Source organism: Pseudoalteromonas sp. 2CM28B (assembly GCF_023161935.1).
Map to the genome: position 1 here is coordinate 30,989 of NZ_JALNTH010000016.1, position 23,125 is coordinate 54,113.

Below are 23,125 nucleotides of genomic sequence, written 5' to 3' on the forward strand. Positions count from 1 at the left end.
TATAGTATGAATTAGCCTATAAACCAAAAATATATTTTTAGCACATAGGTATGAGCTTATATAAGTATTAAAACTGATAAAGGGTAGATAATGTCGTCAGAGCAAAGCGATTTTTTATTTTTAGCGCCAGACAGCGAAGAAGAAATAACCCAAGAATTATCTGATTTTTGGGATGTTTTGATCGTTGATGACGATCCTGAAATACATTCAGTGACTAAGCTTGCGTTATCGGGCGTAGAGTTTTGGGGGGCAGGGCTGCGTTTTCACGATGCTTACTCTGGCAGCGAAGCCATCGAAATACTCAAAAACAATAATACAATATCCGTTATTTTTTTAGATGTAGTGATGGAATCTGATGATGCGGGTTTGCAAGTTGTAAAACGCGTACGCGAAGAGCTTAACAACCAGCATGTGCGAATTATTTTACGTACCGGCCAAGCGGGCAACACCCCAGAAGAAAAAGTAATTCGCGAATATGACATTAACGATTATAAAACAAAAACAGAGTTAACTCGTTCTAAATTAGTAACTTCTTTAATTACCGCTATTCGCTCGTACGAGCAAGTATGCCAACTTGAGTATCAAAGTGATGCAATGAACACCATTGTTTCGGCTTCAAAGTCTATTTTAGGGCTTACCGATATTAAAGTGTTGTGCAAAGAGATTATTAAACACTTGGGCATTATTTTAGAGTGTCAGCAAGTTGGGTTGGTATGCAGTAAGCTAGATGGCGATAACTTTATTCAAGTATTGGGTGGCAGTGGCCATTATGAGAGCTACTTTGGTGAAAAGCTTGTTAATGTTGATAGCGTTGCGCTTGAACAAGTAGAGCAGTGTTTTGAGTCGGCTCAGCATTGCCAAACCGATTCGAGCGTAACTTTTATTGTTAAAAGTAAGCACCGCCAGGCTGCTATTTATTTAGAGTGCGAGCATAAACCGAGTGATGCGCAGCTGCAATTTGCAGAGATTTTTCTTACTAATGTGAGTGTAGCCCTTGATAACGTAAGGCTGTTTGTAAAACTAAGAGATGCGGCCTACAAAGATGTACTAACCGGTATTTCTAATCGTACTAATTTTATTGAGCGGGTGGTGCGTTATCAAAAACCACATGTTAATGACTACGTTTTTGTATTAATTGATGTGATTGGTTTTGCTGATATTAACAATGGCTTAGGACAAGAAATTGGCAATCATTTGTTAATCGAGATTGTAAAGCGACTTAAAGATGCTTACCCAGACGCAAAGTTATTGTCGCGTATTGGCGCAGATGTATTTGGCTTTATTATTCGCCAAACGGAGTTTGACCTCGAACAATTTAACGACGTGCTAAGTGTGCCTTTTAGTGCTGGCGAGCATATTTTGCCTGTCGATTTTAGAATTGGTTTATGTCAGCAGCAAGACTTTCAAAGTACTGGGTTAGATACACTCAAAGTTGCCTATATTGCGTTAAACCAAGCTAAAAAGCTTAAATGCAAAGAGGGTATTTACTACGATATTGATATGCAAGACAAAATGGCTTGGCGCTTAGGTATTATTAGGCAGTTACGTCATGACTTTGCTCGGCAAAAGCTCCAAGTGTGGTATCAGCCTCAGCTTTCACTCGATAATTTATCTTTGATTGGCTGTGAAGCATTGCTGCGCTGGCCATCAGAAGATGGCTCGTTTATATCTCCTGCGGTGTTTGTGCCTTTAGCAGAGGATGCCGGTTTAATTGTTGATATTGGCCAATGGGTTTTAGAACAAGCTTGCCAACAGCAAAAACGCTTAGAGGCACTCGGTGAAGAAATTTGCATTGCTGTAAATGTATCTGTGCCGCAATTTAAGGTTAAAGGCTACGCTAAAACAGTAAAAAACACCTTACAAAAGTACGATGTTAAACCCTGCAATATAGAGTTAGAAGTGACTGAAAGCGTGGTAATGGATGAATTAGAAACCGTGATCAATACCCTAAAAGAGTTAAAAGAATTAGGTGTAGAAGTGGCGATTGATGATTTTGGAACGGGCTTTTCTTCGTTAAGTTACTTACAAAGTTTACCGCTTGATAGGCTTAAAATAGACCGCGCATTTGTAAAAGATTTACCTGATAACGATACCGGTGCTATTGCTGCTTTAGTGGTGTCGCTTGGTGCTAAACTAGGACTAAAAACAATTGCTGAAGGTGTAGAAACACAGCAGCAGGCAGAGTTTTTGAAAAACTTAGGGTGTGATGAAGTACAAGGTTTTATGTATGCTAAGCCGATGCCTGAGCACGAACTTTTAGAGTTTATTAAAGAGCGAAATAAAAAAACTTAATATCAACAGACTTTACAGTAGGCGCGATATCTCTAGGTAATGTTGTATAAATAAGCAATGTATTAGGATATAATTCGCGCCTTTTGTTATTCTACGGCCAAAACTATGAGCTCCCTTAAAGCTGAACGCGCGCTATTTTCATACCCCAAATATTGGGCTGAATGTTATGGCACCGCCCCATTTTTACCTACCACTCGCGAAGAAATGGACGCTCTTGGCTGGGATAGCTGCGACATTATAATTATTAGCGGCGATGCCTATGTTGATCACCCTAGTTTTGGTATGGCGGTAATTGGCCGTGTACTTGAAGCGCAAGGCTTTAGAGTGGGTATAATTGCTCAGCCAGATTGGCAATCAAAAGATGCCTTTATGGGGCTTGGTAAACCAAACTTATTTTTTGGTGTTACAGCCGGCAACATGGATTCGATGATCAACCGCTACACGGCTGAAAAACGAATGCGCCATGACGATGCCTATACACCAGGTAATGTGGGCGGCAAGCGCCCTGACCGTGCGGTGATGATTTACTCTCAGCGCTTACGCGAAGCCTACAAAGGTGTGCCTATTGTTATTGGTGGTATTGAAGCAAGCTTGCGCCGTATTGCTCATTACGACTACTGGCAAGAAAAAGTACGCCGTAGTATTTTATTTGATGCCAAAGCCGACATCCTTATTTATGGTAATGCAGAGCGCCCGCTGGTGGAAGTAGCCCACCGTATAGCCGCTGGCGAAACTATGGATACAATTCAGGATATTCGTGGTACAGCGGTTATTCGTAAAGAGCCAATACCGGGCTGGCGCGGAAGTGATTCAACAGCGATTGATAAAATAGGCAAAATTGATCCTATCCCAAACCCCTATGGGGCTGATGATGTTGGGTGTAGTAAATCAGAGTTTAAGCAAGCCGGTATTGATTTAAAAGCCGAGGCCGCTAAACCCATTACCATTCAGCCTGCGCGCCCTAAACCGTGGGAAAAAACATACGTTAAACTGCCTGCATTTGAGCAAGTAAGCGTTAATAAACCGCTTTATGCTCATGCCTCGCGCATTTTGCACCAAGAGACCAATCCAGGTTGTGCTCGTGCGTTATTTCAGCGCCATGGCGATCGCTCTATTTGGGTTAACCCGCCGGCATTTCCGCTCGAAACCCATGAGATGGATGATGTATTTGGTTTGCCTTATCAGCGTATACCGCACCCGAGTTATGGTGATGCAAAAATACCAGCCTACGATATGATTAAAACGTCGGTTAATATTATGCGTGGCTGTTTTGGTGGCTGTTCGTTCTGTTCTATTACCGAGCATGAAGGACGTATTATTCAAAGTCGCTCGCAAGAGTCGATTATTGATGAAATAGAACAAATTAGAGATAAAGTACCTGGTTTTACCGGTGTTATTTCTGATTTAGGTGGCCCAACGGCCAACATGTATAAATTACGCTGTACGAGCAAAAAAGCAGAAAGTACCTGTAGACGACTTTCATGTGTTTACCCTGATATATGTAAGCACATGGACACAGACCATACACCTACTATCGATTTATACAAAAAAGCCCGTGAAGTGAAAGGCATTAAAAAGATTTTGATCGCCTCAGGCGTTCGTTACGATCTAGCCGTACAAGACCCTCGCTATGTAAAAGAGTTGGTGACACATCATGTGGGTGGCTATTTAAAAATTGCCCCTGAGCACACAGAAGATGGCCCTTTGTCTAAAATGATGAAGCCGGGCATGGGTGCTTACGATCAATTTAAAGAACTATTTGATAAGTACTCAAAAGAAGCGGGTAAAAAGCAGTATTTAATACCGTACTTTATTTCAGCGCACCCAGGTACCAAAGACGAAGACATGGTTAACATGGCATTGTGGCTTAAATCTAACGACTTTAAGTTAGACCAAGTACAAAACTTTTACCCGTCGCCTATGGCCAATGCAACCACCATTTACCATACAGAAATGAACTCGTTGCGTAATATTAAAAACAATAAAGAGCAAGTACCCGTGCCAAAAGGAGCGCGCCAACGTCGCTTACACAAAGCCATATTGCGTTATCACGATCCATCGGGTTGGCCAATGATCCGCGATGCACTGCGTAGTATGGGGAAAGCCAATTTAATTGGTAAAGGCCCAAATTGCTTAGTGCCAGAAGAAGGCCGCGATGAAAAAGCACATAAAGGCGCTGGTAAAGGTAAAGGAGGGCGCCCAGCCTTAACGCGCCATACTGGGTTTAGCCAATTTAAAAAGGCTAACACTAAGCCTAAAGTGGGCGGCAATCGCCAGCGTGCTTCTCGCTAAGCGTTAAAACCAGTAAACAAAAAAACCCGATACTGAGTAACAGTATCGGGTTTTTATTGCGTTAATTTACTGCTGTTAGGTGTACATTACACCTTAAAGTTTTCTACCGATATTCTTAGCTCTTCAGCAAGTTTGGCTACTTCTGAGCTTGAAATATTTGTTTGATTTGCACCCTCAGCTGTTTGCTCGGCTATGGCTACAATAGATTCTAAACGTTCACTAATTTCTTGTGATACTTGTTGTTGCTCTTGAGCAGCGGTAGAGATTTCTTCACTTACATCGTGTGCTTGCGATACGGCAAGTGTAATTGAGTCTAATGCGCTGCTTGCTAAGTCGCTTTGTTCAACACATGATTCTGCTTGCTGTTTACCTTTATCCATTGCTGTTACAGCCGCTTCTGCGCCACTTTGAAGCGATTCAATCATAGATTGTATCTCTTGGGTCGACTCTTGTGTTTTGCTTGCCAGTGAGCGTACTTCATCCGCTACTACCGCAAAACCTCGGCCATATTCACCGGCACGTGCTGCTTCAATTGCAGCGTTAAGTGCTAATAGGTTGGTTTGCTCTGCAATGCCGCGTATTACATCTAAAATACTGCCTATAGATGCACTGTCTTGATGAAGCTTATTAATAACACCTGATGCATCGTCCACCTCGCGAGCAAGTTGCTCAATAGTGGCTTTATTTTGATGAGAAATACCTTTTACACGTTCAGCTTCTTTATCGGCATTTTTAATTTCGTTAAGTGCCTGCTGTGCGCTGTTACTTACTGTTTGTGACGTGCTGCTCATTTCGGTTGTGGCTGTTGCCGCTTGCTCTACTTGTGCTTGTTGGTTACGGATAGCTTGGCTTGACTCACCGGTAATGGCCGATGTTTGCTCAGACGCCGCTGCTAATTGAGTTGAGCGTGAAATAATGCCCTTAATTAAGCTACGTAGGCTATCTATAAGGGTGTTACAGCTTTTTGATAGCTCGCCAAATTCATCTTTTGCAGAGTCATCTAAGCGTTGGGTCATATCACCGCTGGCAACAATATCTAAAATCCGATTAACCTCAGCCAGTGGCTTAGTGATTCTATTAACGGTAAGAATCGCAATTGCAATTGCAATTAACGTTGCGATGATCATACCTGCCCATGTCCAGAGCGTCGCTGAGTCTACATCCTCGCGAACACCTTCTTGTAATTTGTAAGCTACAGTACTTGCTTGTGTTACTAAATCATCAATTTGCGACAGTGCCATAGTGGTCGCTTGCTCTGATTGGGCAAGTTCTTTTTCGGTAAGTGCGATAGCGTCAATAAGGCGCTGCTTATTGGCCGCTAGGCTATTATTACCGCTGATATTTTCTATCAGCGTATCAACGTATGCTTGTAAATCACTGTATAGGTCGTTGTTATCTTGCTCTATAGCTGGCTTTATTAACGTTAAAGTACGAATTACTTCGTCAAGGTAATAAGCTTGCTCATTTTTTACAATATCTAAGGTGTTTGTCGTCTTAACCGTGAGCATATCGGTACTGTTACTTACCACAGACATAAAGTTGTTTTCTAAGTTATTGGCAGCTTGGTAAGCGCGTGGGTGGTTTTGCTCAAAGTTAGTAATATCTGTGATATCAAGCACGACTGAGTTAGCATCTTCAGCTGCAATCTCAATTGTTTCAAGCTGTGCTGTGAGGGTTTTATTAAGTGCCAGTTGTTTATCTTTATCAGCTAATAGGTTTTCGACCGTACCTAAAAAGCTTAAGTAGGTTTTTTCTACAGCTTGGCTTTTTTGACTCAGTGATGCATCGTTTTTTACTACACGTTGAAGGTCGGCGTGCAGCGAGTTGAATTTGTCTTTTTGCTCAAGTACTTTTTGTTTTATAGGGGTGAGCTGTGCGCTTGAGGTGGTATAAAAACTAGCTTGGGCTGCTTTACTCATTAAAATAAATTCAGCTTGTAGTTCTGAGCTTTTATTAAGCGCGGGCAGTGATAACTGGTTTACCTGCTGGGTAGAGCGGTCAATACTCGCAATTTTTATTAAAGAGTTACCACCAATGATTATGAGTAATAAGGTGATAAATATAAAACCACACCAAATTCGTTGGCTTACTGTCAGATTCATATGGATTTCCAATTAAAGTACTTCAATCACATCTTATCGGCTTTTTAACCAATAAGTTAAGCAATTAATATCTATTAATTTAAATTTAACATATGTGCTGGGGTTTTACAGTTTATTTAGATAAAAGCGTCGGCTTTTCTACTATTTTTTGCTTAGTTTGCAAGTTCATCATCGTTAAAGCACCGCCCCATACGCATCCGGTATCGAGCGCATGTATGTGATTGAGCTGAGTAACCCCTTCAAGAGCGGCCCAATGGCCAAATATAAGGTTGTTTTCTAATGCTTTTATATTAGGGTGAGTGAACCAGGCTGTTAACGTTTTATTATCGCTAATTGCGCCTTTCGCACTAAGCTCTAACGTGTTGTTGCTGGTTAAAAAGCGCATGCGGGTAAAGTAGTTAACAATGTACCTAAACTTATCAAATTCGTTTAAATCGTCATGCCATATAGCGGGATGAGGCTGATACATTTTTTCAAAAAAGTGCTTAGCATTAGCCGATTGATAACAACGCTGAGCAAACTGTGCGTGTTTAAGTGCGCTTTCTATAGACCAATTAGGGTTAAGCCCTGCATGCGATATAAAGCTGCGGTGCTGTGCTAAATAAATAGCAAGCGGCTGAGTTTGCAAATAGGCGATATAGTGAGGAAGCTTTTTACTATCAAAAATAGCACCGAGTTTATCTTTGGGGTTGATTGGCTTATTAAGATAGTGACAGGCAACCATGTGTAAATCATGATTGCCTAAAGTAACAGTCATGCTGTCTTGATGGCGATAAATATAATCTAGGCAGGCTAGGGAGTCCGGCCCACGTGCGACGATATCGCCCACTAAATAAAGGTGATCTTTGCTTGGGTTAAAGTCAACCCGTTTGAGCAAGCGGCTAAACTCTTTAAAGCAGCCTTGTAAATCACCAATTGCGTAATCAGCCATGGCGCTTTTTACTAATGTAAAATGTTAGGGCACGCTAAACGAAATACGCTTATAGGTGCTTCAAACTCAGAGCCAAACTCATTGCGCAGTGTGTAGTGTCCCTGCATGGTGCCAACAGGGGTGTCTAATATTGCGCCACTGGTGTATTTATAAGTTTCGCCTGGGCCTATAACGGGGGTTTCGCCCACAACGCCTTCGCCTTCTACTTCAACTTCTTTACCATTGGCATCGGTGATCAACCAATAACGGCTCAAAAGTGTAGCGCTGCAAAGACTGTGGTTTTTAATTGTCACTGAGTAGGCAAAAACGTACTTTTCTAGCTCAGGCTGAGATTGCCCTTCAACATAAAAAGTCTCTACAGAGACTTTTACAGGAGAGCCAATATTACTGCTTGTTGTCATAAATCCAATTAGCTATATCAATAAATTGTTGTAACGTTAGGCTTTCAGCACGCAAAGTAATATCAATACCAATGCTGGTAAGCTCATCTGCGGTGAGTAAGTTGCCTAAGCTGTTACGCAATGTTTTACGGCGTTGATTAAAGGCTTCTAAACACACGGTGTTTAAAATTTTCACGCTTTTAGCGGTACGTTGCTCGGCTTTTTTAGGGATCAGACGAATAACCGCAGAGTCTACTTTAGGTGCTGGTTTAAAACACTCTGGCGGTACTTCAACCACGGGCATTGCGTGGCAGTAGTACTGTGTCATTACACTTAAGCGGCCAAAGGTTTTGCTGCCTGGGCCTGCAACCATACGTTTTACTACTTCTTTTTGCAGCATAAAGTGCATGTGCTCAATATGATCAGCAAACTCAAAAAGATGAAACAGTAATGGCGTAGAAATATTGTAAGGCAGGTTACCAAACACTTTTAATTTTTTGTCATCGCGTACAAGGCTTGCAAAGTCAAACTTCATTGCATCGCCTTGGTTTACGTTTAATTTAGGACCTAAAAAAGGGTGCTCAATTAAACGCTGAGCTAAGTCTTTATCTAGCTCAACAACAGTAAGTTGGCCGCTTAAATCGGCAACAGGTTCGGTAATTGCGCCTAAACCTGGGCCAATCTCTACTAGGTTGTCTTGTGGTTTAGGATCGATTGCAGTCACTATTTTATCAATGATAGATTCATCAAATAAAAAGTTTTGCCCAAAACGTTTACGGGCGCGGTGTCCTAAATGTACTTTATCGGTCATTGATTCTGTGCTTTTTCATGGGCGAGCTTAATTGCTTCGCGGATCGCTAATTCAAAACTGCCAACTTCAGCGTCACCGGTGCCTGCTAAATCAAGCGCAGTACCGTGATCAACCGAAGTGCGGATAAATGGTAAACCTAAGGTTATATTTACCGAGTTACCAAATCCCTTGTATTTTAGCACAGGTAAACCCTGATCGTGATACATAGCAAGCACGGCATCGGCTTGAGAGAGGTATTTATCCTGAAATAGGGTATCGGCAGGAAGCGGACCAATTAAATTCATGCCTTGGCTGTTTAAAAGCTCAAGCGTAGGTGAAATTGTTTCTATTTCTTCAGTACCTAAATGACCGTCTTCGCCGGCATGGGGGTTTAATCCACACACTAAAATTTTTGGCTGCTCAATACCAAACTTAGTTTGTAAGTCGTGGTTTAAAATACTAATAACTTTAGTTAAGCGCTCTTGTGTAATTGCACGCGATACATAAGCCAGTGGTATATGCGTTGTTACTAGGGCAACACGCAAGCCTTCAGTTGCTAGCATCATTACTACATCAGAGGTGCCCGACTGCTGAGCAAAGTACTCAGTGTGGCCACTAAAGGAAATACCGGCTTTATTAATAATCCCTTTGTGAACAGGGCCCGTGACAACGGCATCAAAGGTACCGTCCATATTTTTTTCGCTGGCAATACGTAAGGTATCAAGCACGTATTGGCCATTTAAGTCGTCGAGTTCACCTAGCTTAACGTCAGTGCCTAAATCTACTTGGTGAATATACATGCTACCTGCAGGCGCTATAGCTGCAGGGGCATTTTCATCAAAATCAATTAGCTCAATATTAAGGCCCAAGTGTTGAGCGCGTTCTTTTAATAGCTGTTTGTCGGCGATAGCGACCAGTTGAGCTTGCCATGGTTGCTGCGCTAATTGCAGCAGCAAGTCAGGGCCAATCCCCGCGGGTTCACCCGGGGTAATTGCAATTCGTAATGTCATAATTACTCGTCTATAGGGAAAATTTCAACATGGGCTTGTTCGCGCATTTCTTGCTGCCAGTTAAAACTTTCTTCTTTAAATTTACGATTAAACAACATGCCGTGCGCACGGTTACGTTTAGCTAGCTCGGTTTTATCTGCTACACGTTTATCTAAAAGTTGTACTATGTGCCAACCAAATTGTGTTCTAAATGGTTCACTAATTTGATTTTTATCAAGTGATAACAAAGTATCTTTAAACGCCGGTACATACGTTGTTGGGTCAGTCCAATCATACTCACCGCCTTTAAGGGCTGAGCCTGGATCTTCTGAATATTCTTTAGCAAGCTCAGCAAAGTCTGCTTTTCCTGCGCGTAAATCTTTGGCAAATCCTGCTAGCATGCTACGTGCTTTTTCTTCACTTAAAATAATTGAAGGCTTAATAAGAATATGGCGTGAGCGTACTTCTGTAGTTTCTACTAATTGGCGACCACGTACATCTTGCACCTTAATTATATGAAAGCCAGCACCCGAGCGAAGCGGGCCAACAATAGCGCCTTTCTTTTGACCTTTTACAGCTTCGGCAAATAACGAAGGCATTTCGTTGATACCCATATAACCGAGTTGTCCACCTTCAAGCGCTTTTGAGCCACCTGATGATGAAATAGCGATGCGTTTAAACTCTTGGCCATCGTTTAATAGCTCAATAACTTTGTCAGCACGGGTTTTAGCACTGGTGATTTCATCTGCTGTTGCATCGTTAGGAATATCAATAAGGATGTGGCCAATATCATACTCTTCAGAGTTTTGACCTTGGCTTTCCATTATCTTTAACAGGTTATCTACTTCTTGTTGGCTAATATAGATTCGACGATCTACATTGGCACGGGTAACCTGTTGGGTGGTGATCTCTTTACGAATTTCTTCGCGGTAGGCTTGAAAGCTCTCGCCAGCGGCTTCAATGGTACGACGAAGATCGGCAATGCTGCCGCCTTGATCTTTTGCCATATTCGCGAGTGTTTGGTCTAACTGGCTGTCTGAAATTTCAAGGCCCATACGTTCAGCCATTTGCATCATAAGCGTTTGGTTAACCAAACGCTCAACGGCTTGTACGCGAAGCGTTTCGTCTTTAGGAAGTTGTTGGCCTTGCTCTGCGGCTTGCTTTTTAACACGATTAATTATGGTGTCTACTTCACTTTTTAAAATTACGCCTTGGTTTACAACACCAATTACTTTGTCGATTTCCTGTGGGGCGGCAAATGCGCCATGGCATAAGCTTAAGCTTAAAATAGCTGTTGATAATAGTTTTTTTAAATTCATATTCTTTTTACTACTCTTCTAATAGTACTGCTTTAAAACAGGGCGTACTGCATTTTAGGGCTTTAAAGTATCACCTTAATTGCTCGTTTGCCTTAATTATTAAGAAAATACGGTCTACGGTAGCCAAAAATACCTTGTTGTAATAATTTTTGTGCATCGTAACGGCTCTTACTGCCAAGTCCTTTTAATACAAAGTTTAAACTAATACCTGAATCAAAAGTGGCTTGTTGCTGCCCGATAGACTGATTTAAATCTGTTTCAATCTGACGGTGACCAGTAATTTGGATTGCCCAACAGCATGATTCATACTGTAATCCGCTTAAAAATTCGATGCTTCGATTATTTTCAAGGTCCCGGTGGTAGCTTGCAATAAATTGCCACTGATCACTAATTGGGATGCTTGTAAATACACCCGTTTGCTCGATTGTATTTCCTGAGACATCATTTGCATAGCGATGGTTCAATTGAACTAGCTCATTATTGTCACCTTTGTAATCGAGGGTGACATTTGACTGGATCATTTGCTTACCATCCGTGTCGTATTGCATACCCGCTGAGAGGTACCAACGGCGGTGCCAATGTAGCATTGTTTGCGCTGCAAAAAGGGCGTTGTAGTTTGTCTCTGAGTCTAAATCTTGCTCGGTAGGTTTAGCCGAGTCGTTTAGGTAAAAAATTTGACCCGCGCTAAAGTTAAACACTTCTTCGTGTTTATTATCAAATAAGCGTGTTGTTGCACCTAACGTAAATTGGTTAGCTGCGGCTATACGGTCTACACCCGAAAAGCGCGTATCTCTAAATAGGCCAAAAAAGTCATCCTGTAGGCGAGTGGTGTCAAATAGACCTATCTCAGATTGATCCTTATTAGGGGTATATAAATACTGTATTTGTGGCTCAAGAGTTTGAATGCCATCTTCAAAAAAGGTCGAGGTGTCACGTTCAAAGTTAAGCTGCGAGTACAAACGTACTTTTGGCAAGGTACGCGAAACGCTATCGCTATATTGAGTGCCCGTTAAATTACCACTTTGCTTGTAGTTAGTTTGCAATAAGCTCACTTCTGAGAGAAACGACCACGCATGTGTTGCGTAGTTAAAGCGCGCTTTTGGCTCTACGTGTACACGGGTAGCACTGTCTATGGCTATTTCTGAAGAGTCGTTGGTAAAGTGGCTTACTTCACCCGACAAACTAAAGTCAAAGTTATCAAAACGCCATGGGGCGGTTTGTGTAAAGCTAATTTGTGGGACCGCGGCATACGACTCTAAGTGATCGCCCAGTACTTCAAAGTTTTGAAATTTAATATCGGTACGCCATGTGTCACCAAGGTGAGTCACAGAGCCGGTACGATAAAGTTGGGTATCGGTTTTATTTGCGTAATTAGAGCTTAAATCGGTGATGTAGTTGTCATCACTGACGTTAGTTACATCAATATTGGCGCGCCAGTCTTCACTTAAATAGCTTTGTTGCTGCCAATGAAACATATAGCGCTCATCAAGGCTTGGCTCCGAATCATCGCTATCTAAATATTCAATACCGACTAAGCCTTCATGTTGCTCCGTGAGGTATCTAAACTCGGTTTGCAATTGTAAGCCTTTGCGCGACATATAACGTGGTGTAATAGTGGCGTCAAAATTAGGCGCAATATTCCAATAATAAGGCGTAACAGTTTCAAGGCCGTAACGGTCGGAGCTTGAAATGCTTGGTGTTAATAAGCCCGACTTGCGTCGCTCATCCAGTGGAAACGTGAAATAAGGTAAATATAAAACGGGGGTATCAAGAATACGTAAAACGGCATTATAGGTTTCGCCCCAGCCTTCTTCACGAGAGAGGTTAATTTCGTCGGCTTCTATTTCCCACACGGGTGTATCGCTTGGGCAAGTAGTAAAGCTTGCATTCATTAACAATAAGCCAGACTCGTTGACAGTGAGTTTTTCGGCGCCACCTTTACCTTGTTGCTCTGTTAAGCTGTAATCGGCACCTAGTAGGCTTATTTCTGAATTATTTAAATCGGCATTTAAACCTGAGCTGTTTACTTGGCTTACACGGTCTTGATAAGTAATAGGGCCTGTTGCATTAAGTAAACCGCGCTGTTTATCTATAAGCGCAGTTTGTGCGGACAAACTCATATCAAGGGTGTTAATATCAACATTGCCGGTAAATTCAGCGCTTTGTGTGCCTAAGAGCTCTACATCGTCAGCTTGTATATCAACCGATCCTACCGCTAAATTTGGTAGAGGTTGCCAAGCTCTGGTTTGCATTGAAATGCCACATAAATTGTGTGCCAGTTCAGTTTCGGCAAGCGATGGTGCGCTAATTACGCCTAGCATCAATATGCCCCAGGTTTTGCTCATTTATCGACCTTAATGCTCTTTGGTTTATTATAAGCTAGACATAATAAAGGAAAACAATGGCAAATACAGTAATTGACCTATAAAAATAGACATCTTATATAATGACACGCTTTGATAATTTACAACTATTTATAAATACGCACTTTGATGCTAAACCACACTCCTTAGTAGCCATTACTGGGGATGCCAGCTTTCGCCGTTATTACCGTTTAAGCTGTGCCGGAAAAGCGTTTATTGTGATGGACTCCGACCCACAAAAAGTAAATAACGCTCCGTATATCTCTCTTAATAAAGTATTCACCGATAACGGCTTTTTATTGCCTGAAATAATTGCAAGCGATGAAGAACAGGGCTTTTTTGTGTTAAGTGACTTAGGAAATACACACTTAGCCGATAAGCTCGATGAGCCAAATAGAGATGAATATTACAAGCAATTAATCCGTTTAGCGGCAAGCTGGGCCAAAACACCTGAATCAGCAGCTATGCAAAATTATAATAAAGAATTTATTCACCTTGAGCTGAATATTTTTAGCCAATGGCTGGTTACTGATTTTATTGGCTTAACATTGAGTACTGAGCAACAAACGCTTTGGCAGCAAAGCTGTGAGCTATTAACGAACGCTATGCTAGCGCAGCCTACGGTCACGGTTCATCGTGATTATCATAGCCGTAATATTATGTATAGCAATGAGCAGTGGGCAATTATAGATTACCAAGATGCCGTGCGCGGGCCGCTGTGTTATGACTTAGTGTCGCTGCTACGCGATTGCTACTTTAAGTTGCCACAAGCACAGCTTAATCAGCTGCTTGAGTACGGCTATGAAGAATTTACAGCGCAAAAATTAATAACAGATATTTCTTTTGAGCAGTTTAAACAGTGGTTTGATTTAACGGGTATTCAGCGCCATTTAAAGGCAACGGGAATATTTTGCCGACTCTATTTACGCGATGGTAAAACCGGCTACCTTGATAATATTTTACCGACGTTGGATTACATTGTTGATGTTGCTGAAACCTATCCAGAGCTTACAGCGTTAAGTGAGTGGGTAAGCAGCATTGTAATACCGCAGGTAACACTAAAATTAGCTAAGGAGCGCACATGAAAGCCATGATTTTAGCTGCCGGGCGCGGCCAGCGAATGATGCCGCTTACACAAGCTATGCCTAAACCTATGCTAAAAGTGGCGGGTAAACCGCTGATTGAGCACCATATTAATAACCTTAAAGCCGCTGGCATTACTAACATTGTTATAAACCTAGCTTGGCAAGGGGATAAAATAAAAAGCTATTTTAAAAATGGTGCTGAGTTTGGTGTGAGTATTGAATATAGCCAAGAGGCTGAGGGCGGCCTTGAAACCGCAGGCGGAATTATTCAGGCGCTGCCATTACTAGGTGAGCAATTTATTGTAATTAACGGCGATGTATTCACAGATTACGATGTGAGTGCGCTTACACAATTGCACCTGCAAGATGGCGAGGCCCACATAGTGTTAGTAGAAAACCCACCTCATAACGAAAAAGGGGATTTTGCATTAAGTCACTTATCGGCTGAGAGTCAAAAGTATACATTTTCGGGAATTAGCCGTTACCACGCTAATTTTTTTAAAGGTTTAGAGCCAGGCATACGCCCGCTTGGGCCAATATTGCGAGAAAAACTCGCCCAACAGGTTATCTCAACTGAGCTTTATATTGGTCAGTGGGACGATATAGGCACACCACAGCGACTCGCGCAGCTCAACGAGCGCATACAAAACACACTTTAATAGAGGCAGTTAATTAGATGTGGGGAAAGATACTCGGTTTTTGTTTTGGCTTTATGTTTGGCAAAATTTTTGGTGCCATTTTAGGTTTATACCTCGGCCATTTATTTGATAAAAGCTTAAAAAACGATTTTGATAAAGCCGGGGGCTTTTCAGGTTTGTTTAAAGGTGATGATGTAAACGAGCGCCAAGCGTTGTTTTTTTCGAGCTGCTTTGCGGTTATGGGGCATATTGCAAAGTCGAACGGTCGCGTAAGCGAGGTGCATATAAAAGCGGCAAGTATGTTTATGGATGAAATGGGGCTAAAGGGCGATGAGCGCCGCGAAGCTCAGCATGCATTTCAATCAGGTAAAGACAGCGACTTTTCGATTAAAGAAACAGTACACGACTTTAAAGAACGCTTTGCAAAACGTTACGACTTACTGCAACTGTTTTTAGAAATTCAAATTCAAATGGCGTTTTCTGATGGCGTGCTCGCAGAGCAAGAAAAACAGCTGTTACAAGAGGTAAGTAAGCAATTAGGTATTTCTAAAACTCATTTTGCTTTTATTCTTAAGCGTTACCAAGCTGAATTTAGTTTTAGACAGCAGCAACAACAGTATAGACAACAGCAGCAAGGTCAAAGTAGCAGTTACCGTGAAGGCTCTGGTCATCATGTGCCCCCTAATAACAGCATGAACCGCTCACAGGCCTTGGCTTTATTAGGGTTAAGTAGTGACGCGACGCAACGAGATATTAAAGTAGCGTATCGTAAATTAATGGCGCAGCATCACCCTGATAAATTAGTCTCTCAAGGGCTGCCTAAACACATGATGGAAGTAGCAGTTAAAAAAAGCCAAGATATTCAAGCGGCTTACGAGTATTTAAAAAAGGCGGCGTAAAAAACCGTCTATCACTTTAGTTAACCGTGCATGCTGCTCTGGCGCATCGCGCAGGCCAAAGAGTTGGCGCTGGCGGTAATCAAATTTAGCATTTCGATTTACCCAGCGCTGACGGTTTTTAAGGCTCATAAGTATATCGGTATTGTCATTTGCATAGTAAATATCAAGCAAGGCGGGGGTCACCAGCGATGTGGTTTGCGCTAAACCTTTATTACGCTGTGTATTAGGTAAATAACTACTTAAGCTTATAAACGCATCTATTCGCGAGTCAGGAAAATCTGCATAGTATTCTAGGAGTACCCCCGCACTGGTACCTTGTGCTATGACGACAATATTATTTGGCTCACTCATTGCGTTTTGATAGAGCGCCTCATAACGCATTATTAAATTAGTTTTATAATGACTTAGTACCTCATTACTCACCAAGTCAATGGCATTAACAAAATGTGGCTCTTGAGCCGTTGTAACAGCACCGTCGCTGTTACTTTGCGCCGTTTTTGTTGGCTCTTCAGTTTGCGCTTGCGTACTTGATTGGGCAGCTGCTTGTGCAGGTGCAGCCATATCACTTGCTTGCCAATCTATATCGGGTACTGTCATGGCGTAGGTTGTGTAACCTAAATTAGTAAGCTCTTTTCGCAGGTAACTCATGCCAGCATTGCTAGTGGGGGTAGAATTCCAATCGGGGATGAGTAATACAATACCTCTAAAATCTCGGCTCATGTATTCGCTATACAAACTTAAAAACTCTGTATCGCCAGCAAGTATGGGTTTAACTTCATCATTGGGTAGTAGACGTTTTATATCGCTATTTTCGATACTTGATAAAGAAGGTGGGGCTATATGCTCTGCAGCACTGGCATATGCGCTTAAGCATAACGCAGAGCAACAACATACACTTTGTAGCGTTTTTTTGATTAGCTGCGCAAATATCATAGTAAGCCCAAAAGGTGAGTAATAACTAAGTATCGGCGCGCTAAGGTAAAAGTTTAGTACTAACTTTGTGGGCTTTACCTATTAAAAGTCGGGCTCTACCTCAAAGGTCAGTACTTGCTCGGTCACGGGGTGTTTTACTTGCAACATTTGCGCATGTAGTTGTAAACGTGGCGCCGCGGCTAGGGCCTCTTTATGGGCATAAAGTCTATCGCCCAGTATTGGGTGGCCAAGGCTTAGCATGTGCACGCGTAATTGGTGCGAGCGCCCCGTAATTGGCGTGAGCTCTACACGTGTTGCGCCCTTTTCTCGTGCAAGTATTTTAAAGTGGGTTAGCGAGGGCTTACCGTTTTCATAATCAACCATTTGCTTAGGGCGATTAGGCCAATCACAGATAAGTGGCAAATCAACCGATCCGGTATCTTGCTCAAGTTGGCCGTAAACACGTGCAATATAGCGTTTTGCAGTTTCACGTTCTTGAAACTGCATACTTAAATGCCTATGAGCTGCCTTATTCATTGCAAGGCAAAGTATGCCCGAGGTTGCCATATCTAGGCGGTGCACTATTTTAGCTGTAGGAAAAACACGGTTAACGCGATTAATTAAGCTATCGGCATGTTTTGGATCTTTACCCGGGACGGTTAAAAGTTCGCTGGGTTTATTAACGATGAGCAAGTCGTCATCTTGGTGCAGTATTGTTAAATACGGACTCAATGGGGGATTGTAATTAACTAACACGGCCGACCTCAGTAATTTTGCAGGGCGCTATTTTAGGGGAGCGAGAGCAAAGGCTCAAGGAAAAGATAAAAGTTTAATTGCGTATTTTTCATGCTGGTGTGAAATTGCACCAACTTAAAGTTGTAGGAACACATTATGGCAAGGCAAAGTATTTCACTTACTGAACAGAATGATTTATGGCTTCGTAATCACGTTGAAAACGTGGGGGATTACACAAATAAAAGTGAATTGGTGAATGATTTAATTCGCCGGCAAGAAGAGCAGAAGCAATAAGTGGTAAGCTTGCTAACTCAGAAAAAAGCGCTTTTAGTGATCAATCGGCCGATCAAATGCTAGCAGAATTCAAATCAAGCATTAAGTAGGCGCACATTTAAACTTTCAAACGATGGCAAAAAGGATTTGCGCCCCATTTATCAATATGGCTACCAAGCATTTTCAAAACAGCAAGCGGACAACTACTTTTATAGTTTCTTCTCTATGTTTGAAAAACTACCAGCAAACTCCTATTCCTACCAATCAGTTGACCATATACGTACAGGCTATCGGCGTGCCGTTTGTGGCTCAGACAGCATTTTTTACAGAGTTACAGAAATAGGTATTGAAATAATGGCTATATTAGGTGGCCAAGATACTGATGAGTAATTGTAGAGGTGAATGTAAAAAGCACGGCCTGTAAACCGTGCTTTTTGAAGTGTAGTTTAGTTATATCTTGATCTAACTAACGGCAGATAGCTATAAACTAAACGCTCAAAAACCCTTTAGTGTGAAACTACGATTAAGCGTATCGCATCAAGTTTTAACTGGGCTTTTTCGATATGCGTTGTCAGCTCGCTGCGCTGCTTATCGAAGAAGGTAATTTCTTCTTGGCGAATATTAGGGTTAATTTGCTTAAGCGCTTCAAGGCGAGCTTGCTCTTCCCCTAAGGTGCTTTGCATTTTTTCAAGTGACGCACTGCGAATAACCTCAAGCTGTTGCTGAGCCATCTCTTTTGCGGTGTTGATCATTGGGTGAACCGCACCTTGTAAAGCGCCTGCTAATTTACTTGCAGTTTGACGACCAACGGCTGAAAGCTGTTGGTTAAAGCTATCAAACGCCACGTTTTCGCCGAGGTTATTACTGGCTTTATCAAGTAATATGCGAATAGGCGTTGGCGGTAAAAAGCGACCTACTTGCAGGGCTTTTGGTGCCATAGCTTCGGCTACAAATATCAGCTCAACAAAAAAGGTACCTGGTGGTAATTTTTTGTTTTTAAGCAAAGCTACAGAAGCACTACCAAAGTCATCATCACAAATCATGTCCATCGTGCCTTGCACCATAGGATGATCCCAGCTAATAAAATGTACGTCTTCTTGCGAAAGGGCGGTATCGCGGTCAAAGGTAACCGTCATGCCATCTTCTTTTAAGCTTGGGAACGATGCACTTAGCATATGCTCTGTTGGCTTTAAAATAATGGTGTTTTCGCCTTTGTCTTCTTGGCTTACTCCAAATGTGTCGAATACGTTGATCATGTAACTTGGTAACTCAAATTGGTTATCAAGTGCTTCAATTTCTTCAACCAATGAATCGGCAGCGCCTTGGCCTGATGAATGCAGCTCTAATAAACGGTCTCGGCCACTTTCCATTTGCTTGCGTAGCACGGCATTTTGCTTGGCTACTTGCTCAAGTAGAGGGTCGAGCTCTTCTTCATCACAATTATGGGCAGCAATGTAATCAAGTAGGTCTTCACTAAATTCTTTATACAATAGCTGGCCAGTGGTGGATGTGCTTTCAAATGCATCAAGGCCTTCGTTGTACCAACGCAGTAATACTTCTTGCGCTGTATTTTCAAAATACGGCACATGAATATTAACATCCTTTGTTTGCCCAATACGGTCTAATCGGCCAATACGTTGTTCAAGTAAGTCAGGGTTTAGTGGTAAATCAAATAACACTAAGTGATGCGAGAACTGGAAGTTACGTCCTTCTGAGCCAATCTCTGAACACAGCAGTATTTGTGCATTGTCGTATTCATCGGCAAAAAAAGCTGCTGCGCGGTCGCGCTCTATAATCGACATGCCCTCGTGGAACACAGATGCTTTTATTGCTTCACGCTCACGCAAAATTTGCTCAAGGCTAATAGCGGTTTCGGCTTTGGCACAAATAAGCAGTACTTTTTCGTGCTTTAGGGTTTTAAGTGTTTCGATTAACCAATCTACACGCGGATCAAATGCGCCCCAGCTGGTACTTTCACCTTCAAACTCTTGAAAGATTTTCTCTGGAAACAGCGCGCGTTGTGCGCTTAACTCTGCACTTTGTATACCGCTCATGCTGCCAAGTACCGACATTGCTGTTTTATATTGCTTTGGCAGTGCCATTGGGTAAGCATGTAATTTACGGCTAGGGTAGCCATCAATTCCGCTGCGGCTGTTTCTAAACAAAATACGACCTGTGCCGTGCCGATCAAGCAGCATGTTAAGTATTTCTTTACGCGCCGGTAAATCACCTTGCTGAGCTTTTTCAAGCACATCAGTAATATCGGTTTCTTTTAATAGCTCAATGAGTGTGGCTTTGGCTGTATCATCAAGGGCTTGTGCTTGCAGTAGCTGATTTGCCGCTTCGGCAACGTCTTTGTAATTAGCTTCTTCTTCTTTGAATACGTCGTAGTCGTAAAATCTATCTGGGTCGAGCAATTGCAAGCGGGCAAAGTGGCTACGGTGACCAAGTTGATCAGGCGTTGCAGTTAATAGAATAAGACCCGGAATATCTTGGCTAAGCTCAGCCATGCGCTGATATTCGGTGCTCGGCTTACCATTGTTAATGCTTAGGTGGTGCGCTTCATCAACAACTAATAAATCCCAATCAGCAAGTGTTGCTTGTTCAAACCAGCGTTTTTTCTTGGTTAAAAACTCAAGGCTGGTAAGCACTAGCTGCTCGGTATCAAATACGTTTGGCGAGTCTGCAAAGGCTTCGTCGCAGCGCTCTTCATCAAAAATAGAAAAACGTAAATTAAAGCGGCGTAGCATTTCTACTAACCATTGGTGCTGCAGGTTTTCTGGCACCACAATGAGTACACGGCTAGCACGGCCACTAATGATTTGTTGGTGTAAAATCATGCCGGCTTCGATGGTTTTACCAAGGCCTACTTCATCTGAAAGCAGTACCCGTGGGGCAAAACGTTTACCTACTTCTTGTGCAATATAAAGCTGATGCGGAATAAGGTTAGCGCGCTGGCCAATTAAGCCTTTAATAGGCGATTGCTGGCGCTCAAATTGGTGTTGCCATGTTTGGTAACGTAAGGTGTAGCGATCAAAGCGATCTACTTGGCCTGCAAATAAACGATCTTGCGGTTTATTGAACTTAATAAAATGATCTAAAAAGGTTTCTTTTAGCTTTGCTTCTTCGCCGGTATCAACGCGAGTACCTACGTAGCAAAGTAGTTCACCTTGCACTTCAATAGACTCTACTTCTAATTCCCATTCTTCAACGCTTTTGATCACATCACCTGGATTAAATGCCACACGGGTAACCGGTGCTTCTGCACTAGAATAAACACGGTTTTCACCACTGGCAGGAAATAAAATGCTGACCTGGCGGCCTTCAATGGCAACTACGGTGCCTAATCCTAAATCTGACTCTGTATCACTGATCCAACGCTGACCTAAGGAAAAATTCATGTATGTCTCGTCTATGAAGAAAAAGGCGGCTATGTTACCTGTTACATAACACCACTGCAAGGCGCTATTTGACTCACTTTTAATTAATTTTATAAGTGCGAATTAATCCCATTAACAGTGCTAACAAATGGCTCTTTTTTAGGTAAATAAAAACTATATCGTGTTTGTAATAAAACGGACTTTTATGACAAATAGACTAAACTTAGATTATGCCTTAGCAATTAAGTATTGCAGGTTTGAATTTAGGCCCGTTTTACTTAGTTATTTTGGTATAGCATAAAAATCATAAAACGTAAGGAAAGTGCTATGGAAAAAGCTTCGAACCTTGAAAGTAAAATGTATGTGCTAGACACCAATGTATTACTCCACGAACCCCTCGCTTATTTGTCTTTCCAAGAACATAACGTTGTCATTCCCATGACTGTTTTAGAAGAGCTTGACCACATTAAAGATAGAAAACACGACGTAAGCCGTGATGCACGAGTGGCTATTCGCGGCTTAGATGAGGTACTAAAAGATGCAACTCCAGAGCAAATGTTGCAGGGTGTTGCACTGCCTAGCAATAAAAAGGCAAATGCCAATTCAACCGGTACGCTCATTATTGTTAATGACCATCTTTTTGCAGATTCTATTTCTGGTTTACCGGGGGATGAAAACGACCACCGCATTATTAACTGCGCCGTGTATTTACAAAAACAGCACAGCGATTCAAAAATTGTATTAGTGACAAAAGATATAAACATGCGCCTTAAAGCAAAAGGTGCAGGCCTTAAATATGTTGAAGATTACCGTACCGACCAATTAATCGATGATATTGCTTTATTAACTAGCGGCTATAAAAAAATAGAGGGCGATTTTTGGCAGCACGTAGGGCAATGCGAAACACAGCAGCACGGCCGTGATACGTTTCATTATGTGGCTAAAAACTTAATTCCAGATGTGTTTTGCAATGAGTACATACTTGATGGCAGCGAGCACTTTGCTGCGCGGGTCAAATCTTACGATAACGAGCGTATTAAATTAAAAGATATTAGTGTTGAGCGTTTAATGCACCAGCAAGCGTGGGGCGTAAAACCTAAAAATATTTACCAAGGTATGGCTCTCGACGCTTTGCTTGACCCTAGTATTGAGCTGGTTATTTTAACCGGTCCAGCTGGGTGCGGTAAAACATTACTGGCACTGGCCAGTGCGCTTGAAATGGTGATTGAGCGCGGTATTTACGACAAGGTCATTGTAACGCGTAATACCCCCGAAATAGCTGAGTCTATTGGTTTTTTACCCGGTACCGAAGAAGAAAAAATGGCGCCGTGGCTAGCTGCAATTACCGACACCTTAGAGGTACTACACAAAGGAGACGAGAACCCAATTTCGAGTCGCAATTACATAATGGAAAAAGCCAATGTACAGTTTAAGTCGGTGAACTTTATGCGTGGGCGTAGTATTCAAAATGCAGTGGTAATTTTGGATGAGAGCCAAAACTTAACGGCATCTCAGCTTAAAACTATTATTACCCGTTGTGGCGAGGGAACAAAACTAATTTGTAGCGGTAATTTAGCGCAAATAGACAGCAATTACTTAACCCCCGTTACCTCCGGCCTTACTTATATTGTTGAGCGTTTTAAAGACTTTGAAGGCAGTGCAACAGTTAATTTAAACGGGGTAGTGCGCAGCCGTTTAGCCTCCTTTGCAGAAGAAAATTTATAACTTGCGCAGAACAATTTGGC

At 42.1% G+C, this 23,125-nt stretch carries 17 protein-coding genes and 1 pseudogene; 8 read left to right on the plus strand and 10 right to left on the minus strand.

What is annotated here, in order from left to right; translation table 11 throughout:
* Positions 1-90 precede the first annotated feature (90 nt).
* Both MTN96_RS19565 and MTN96_RS19570 read left to right on the plus strand, forming a co-directional pair.
* A complete protein-coding gene (locus MTN96_RS19565) occupies positions 91-2,292 on the plus strand; it encodes an EAL domain-containing protein (protein ID WP_029773292.1) in 2,202 nt (733 codons plus the stop codon).
* Positions 2,293-2,397: 105 nt separating this feature from the next.
* On the plus strand, positions 2,398-4,584 hold the full coding sequence (locus tag MTN96_RS19570; RefSeq protein WP_024031514.1) for a YgiQ family radical SAM protein: 2,187 nt from the start codon (positions 2,398-2,400) through the stop codon (positions 4,582-4,584).
* Positions 4,585-4,670: 86 nt separating this feature from the next.
* On the opposite strand, the gene MTN96_RS19575 is transcribed toward MTN96_RS19570, so the two are convergent.
* The 7 genes from MTN96_RS19575 to lptD all read right to left on the minus strand — a co-directional run bounded on the left by MTN96_RS19575 (position 4,671) and on the right by lptD (position 13,440).
* Positions 4,671-6,686: a methyl-accepting chemotaxis protein gene (locus MTN96_RS19575; protein WP_004585853.1), complete on the minus strand. Its 2,016-nt coding sequence runs from the start codon at positions 6,684-6,686 to the stop codon at positions 4,671-4,673.
* Positions 6,687-6,798: 112 nt separating this feature from the next.
* Positions 6,799-7,617 carry a symmetrical bis(5'-nucleosyl)-tetraphosphatase gene (locus MTN96_RS19580; RefSeq protein WP_248532570.1) on the minus strand — a complete coding sequence of 273 codons (819 nt, stop codon included), beginning with the start codon at positions 7,615-7,617 and terminating at the stop codon, positions 6,799-6,801.
* Between the two features lie 11 nt (positions 7,618-7,628).
* Complete coding sequence (apaG, locus tag MTN96_RS19585) at positions 7,629-8,018, minus strand: Co2+/Mg2+ efflux protein ApaG (RefSeq protein ID WP_004585855.1); 390 nt, start codon at positions 8,016-8,018, stop codon at positions 7,629-7,631.
* Complete coding sequence (gene rsmA / locus MTN96_RS19590; protein ID WP_004585856.1) at positions 8,002-8,808, minus strand: 16S rRNA (adenine(1518)-N(6)/adenine(1519)-N(6))-dimethyltransferase RsmA; 807 nt, start codon at positions 8,806-8,808, stop codon at positions 8,002-8,004. The genes apaG and rsmA overlap by 17 nt, the downstream gene beginning before the upstream one ends.
* Positions 8,805-9,797: a 4-hydroxythreonine-4-phosphate dehydrogenase PdxA gene (gene pdxA / locus MTN96_RS19595; RefSeq protein ID WP_054983555.1), complete on the minus strand. Its 993-nt coding sequence runs from the start codon at positions 9,795-9,797 to the stop codon at positions 8,805-8,807. Before pdxA ends, rsmA begins: the two co-directional genes overlap by 4 nt.
* Positions 9,798-9,799: 2 nt before the next feature.
* The gene (gene surA / locus MTN96_RS19600) at positions 9,800-11,095 is read right to left on the minus strand and encodes a peptidylprolyl isomerase SurA (RefSeq protein WP_004585858.1); all 1,296 of its coding nucleotides are present in this window, start codon (positions 11,093-11,095) and stop codon (positions 9,800-9,802) included.
* A gap of 92 nt (positions 11,096-11,187) precedes the next feature.
* Positions 11,188-13,440 carry an LPS assembly protein LptD gene (lptD, locus tag MTN96_RS19605; protein WP_024031518.1) on the minus strand — a complete coding sequence of 751 codons (2,253 nt, stop codon included), beginning with the start codon at positions 13,438-13,440 and terminating at the stop codon, positions 11,188-11,190.
* A gap of 101 nt (positions 13,441-13,541) precedes the next feature.
* Between lptD and MTN96_RS19610 the strand changes: the two genes are divergently transcribed.
* The 3 genes from MTN96_RS19610 to djlA are packed head-to-tail and all read left to right on the plus strand — an operon-like array spanning position 13,542 to position 16,080.
* On the plus strand, positions 13,542-14,543 hold the full coding sequence (locus tag MTN96_RS19610) for an aminoglycoside phosphotransferase family protein (RefSeq protein WP_248532571.1): 1,002 nt from the start codon (positions 13,542-13,544) through the stop codon (positions 14,541-14,543).
* Positions 14,540-15,202: an N-acetylmuramate alpha-1-phosphate uridylyltransferase MurU gene (gene murU / locus MTN96_RS19615; RefSeq protein ID WP_024031520.1), complete on the plus strand. Its 663-nt coding sequence runs from the start codon at positions 14,540-14,542 to the stop codon at positions 15,200-15,202. The genes MTN96_RS19610 and murU overlap by 4 nt, the downstream gene beginning before the upstream one ends.
* A gap of 17 nt (positions 15,203-15,219) precedes the next feature.
* Positions 15,220-16,080, plus strand: coding sequence for a co-chaperone DjlA (gene djlA, locus MTN96_RS19620; RefSeq protein ID WP_029773301.1), 861 nt, complete (start codon positions 15,220-15,222; stop codon positions 16,078-16,080).
* On the opposite strand, the gene MTN96_RS19625 is transcribed toward djlA, so the two are convergent.
* A complete protein-coding gene (locus tag MTN96_RS19625) occupies positions 16,063-17,013 on the minus strand; it encodes a DUF3530 family protein (RefSeq protein ID WP_248532572.1) in 951 nt (316 codons plus the stop codon). The genes djlA and MTN96_RS19625 overlap by 18 nt on opposite strands.
* Positions 17,014-17,094: 81 nt before the next feature.
* Positions 17,095-17,748, minus strand: coding sequence for a bifunctional tRNA pseudouridine(32) synthase/23S rRNA pseudouridine(746) synthase RluA (gene rluA, locus MTN96_RS19630; RefSeq protein ID WP_248532573.1), 654 nt, complete (start codon positions 17,746-17,748; stop codon positions 17,095-17,097).
* A 135-nt stretch (positions 17,749-17,883) separates the two neighbouring features.
* Here rluA and MTN96_RS19635 point away from each other — a divergent pair, with 135 nt between their 5' ends.
* On the plus strand, positions 17,884-18,021 hold the full coding sequence (locus tag MTN96_RS19635; RefSeq protein WP_248532574.1) for a hypothetical protein: 138 nt from the start codon (positions 17,884-17,886) through the stop codon (positions 18,019-18,021).
* A 111-nt stretch (positions 18,022-18,132) separates the two neighbouring features.
* Positions 18,133-18,390 (plus strand): annotated as a pseudogene (locus MTN96_RS19640) (type II toxin-antitoxin system RelE/ParE family toxin); the annotation flags it as partial.
* 116 nt (positions 18,391-18,506) lie between these two features.
* Here MTN96_RS19640 and rapA read toward each other — a convergent pair.
* Positions 18,507-21,401, minus strand: a complete 2,895-nt coding sequence (rapA, locus tag MTN96_RS19645; protein WP_248532575.1) for an RNA polymerase-associated protein RapA — start codon at positions 21,399-21,401, stop codon at positions 18,507-18,509.
* A gap of 306 nt (positions 21,402-21,707) precedes the next feature.
* Here rapA and MTN96_RS19650 point away from each other — a divergent pair, with 306 nt between their 5' ends.
* On the plus strand, positions 21,708-23,105 hold the full coding sequence (locus MTN96_RS19650) for a PhoH family protein (RefSeq protein WP_004585867.1): 1,398 nt from the start codon (positions 21,708-21,710) through the stop codon (positions 23,103-23,105).
* Positions 23,106-23,125: the final 20 nt, after the last annotated feature.